General features: G+C 71.3%; 2 protein-coding genes. One reads left to right on the forward strand and one right to left on the reverse strand.

The window, feature by feature from the left end; all coding sequences use genetic code 11:
• Nucleotides 1-144 precede the first annotated feature (144 nt).
• Nucleotides 145-1311 (reverse strand): xylose isomerase, encoded by a 1167-nt coding sequence (xylA, locus tag HW445_RS28165; protein ID WP_151772393.1) that lies wholly within the window; start codon nt 1309-1311, stop codon nt 145-147.
• 208 nt (nt 1312-1519) lie between these two features.
• Between xylA and HW445_RS28170 the strand changes: the two genes are divergently transcribed.
• The coding region (locus HW445_RS28170) for an FGGY family carbohydrate kinase (RefSeq protein WP_257231336.1) at nt 1520-2135 on the forward strand (616 nt) is incomplete at its 3' end.

Here is a 2135-nt window from a genome sequence, read left to right on the forward strand (position 1 = left end):
ACACCCATCGGCGCCGCGGGGCCACGCCGCCGTCGGGGCCTCACCCGCAGGTGAGGCCGCACCGCAGGCGGAACGAACGCACACCGCCCCGCACCGCGGGAAGCGGTACGGGGCGGTGCGCAGCGGTGCCGGACGCGGCGGAGGTCAGCCGCGGGCGCCGAGCAGGTGCTCCATGGCCAGCTGGTCGAGGCGCTCGAACGCCATGCCACGGGCGGCGGCGGCGTCGACGTCGAACTCCTCGAACGCGGAACGGTCGGCGAGCAGGCCCTCGACGCCGTCGGCGGCGGTCTGCTGGGCCAGCTCGTCGAGGCGGGAGGCGCGCAGGGCCTCCTGGACCTCCGGGTCGGCGCGGAAGGCGAGCGCGCGCTCCTTGAGCAGGAGGTAGTTGCGCATGTTGCCCGCGGCGGACTCCCAGACGCCGTCGAAGTCCTCGGTCCGCGGCGGCTTGAAGTCGAAGTGCTTCGGGCCGTCGTAGTCGGAGCTCTCCAGCAGGTCGACCAGCCAGAACGCCTGGCGCAGGTCACCGGCGCCGAAGCGGAAGTCCTGGTCGTACTTGATGCCGGACTGTCCGTTGAGGTCGATGTGGAAGAGCTTGCCCGCCCACAGCGCCTGGGCGATGCCGTGCGGGAAGTTCAGACCGGCCATCTGCTCGTGACCGACCTCCGGGTTGAGGCCGACCAGCTCGGGGCGCTCGAGGCGGTCGATGAAGGCCAGGGCGTGGCCGATGGTCGGGAGGAGGATGTCGCCGCGGGGCTCGTTCGGCTTGGGCTCGATGGCGAAGCGCAGGTCGTAGCCCTGGGAGACGACGTAGTCACCGAGGAGGTCGAACGCCTCCTTCATGCGGTCGAGGGCGACGCGGACGTCCTTGGCGGCGCCGGACTCGGCACCCTCGCGGCCGCCCCAGGCGACGTAGGTGGTGGCGCCCAGCTCGACGGCGAGGTCGATGTTGCGGATGACCTTGCGCAGCGCGTAGCGGCGGATGTCGCGGTCGTTGGCGGTGAAGCCGCCGTCCTTGAAGACCGGGTGGGTGAAGAGGTTGGTGGTGGCCATCGGCACCTTCATGCCGGTGGCGTCCAGTGCCCCACGGAAGCGCTTGACGATGGCCTCACGCTCGGCGTCGGAGGAGCCGAAAGGTATCAGGTCGTCGTCGTGGAAGGTCACGCCGTGGGCGCCGAGCTCGGCGAGACGCTGCACGGTCTCGACCGGGTCCAGGGCGGGACGGGTGGCGTCGCCGAACGGGTCCTTGCCCTGCCAGCCGACGGTCCAAAGACCAAAGGTGAACTTGTCCTCGGGGGTGGGCTGGATGCTCATGGGGTGGCTCCTTGCTTGAGGTCGACTATTTCGTCAGGCCGGTTTACAAATTAGTATGCATTGACGTCGCTGGGAAGAGACAACCTGGGGCTTCCGCCCGCAAAGGGGTCCGGACCTGCGACCGAACGAGGGACCGCGGCCCCGAGGTCGCGAGTACCACCGTCCACCAGGCAGAATCCGCGTGTCGCGGAACCACAGGGAGAGCCCGATGTCAGCCAGCGAGGGTACGTACGTCGTCGGTGTGGATTCGTCCACCCAGTCCACCAAGGCGCTGGTCGTCGACGTCGCCACCGGGCGCGTCGTGGCGAGCGGCCAGGCCAAGCACACCGTCACCGGCGGCGACCGCCGTGAGAGCGACCCGCGGCAGTGGTGGGACGCGCTGTGCGCGGCGCTGGAGCAGTGCGGCGACGTGGTCCGCGAGGCGAAGGCGATCTCGGTCGGCGGCCAGCAGCACGGCCTGGTGACCTTGGACGCCGCCGGCGACCCGGTCCGCCCCGCGATGCTGTGGAACGACGTCCGCTCGGCGCCGCAGACCCGCCGGCTGATCGAGGAGCTCGGCGGCCCGGACGCGTGGGCCGAGCGCACCGGCTCGGTCCCCAGCACGTCGTTCACCGTGACCAAGTGGGCCTGGCTGATGGAGCACGAGCCGGAGGCCGCCGCCCGCGTCGCCGCCGTGCGCCTGCCGCACGACTACCTGACCGAGCGCCTGACGGGCGAGGGCACCACCGACCGCGGCGACGCCTCCGGCACCGGCTGGTGGGCCTCGGCGACGGAGGAGTACGACGCCAAGACCCTCGAGCACATCGGGCTGGACGCCGCGCTGC

Source organism: Streptomyces sp. UH6, from assembly GCF_013421635.1.
Lineage (GTDB): Bacteria > Actinomycetota > Actinomycetes > Streptomycetales > Streptomycetaceae > Streptomyces > Streptomyces abyssomicinicus.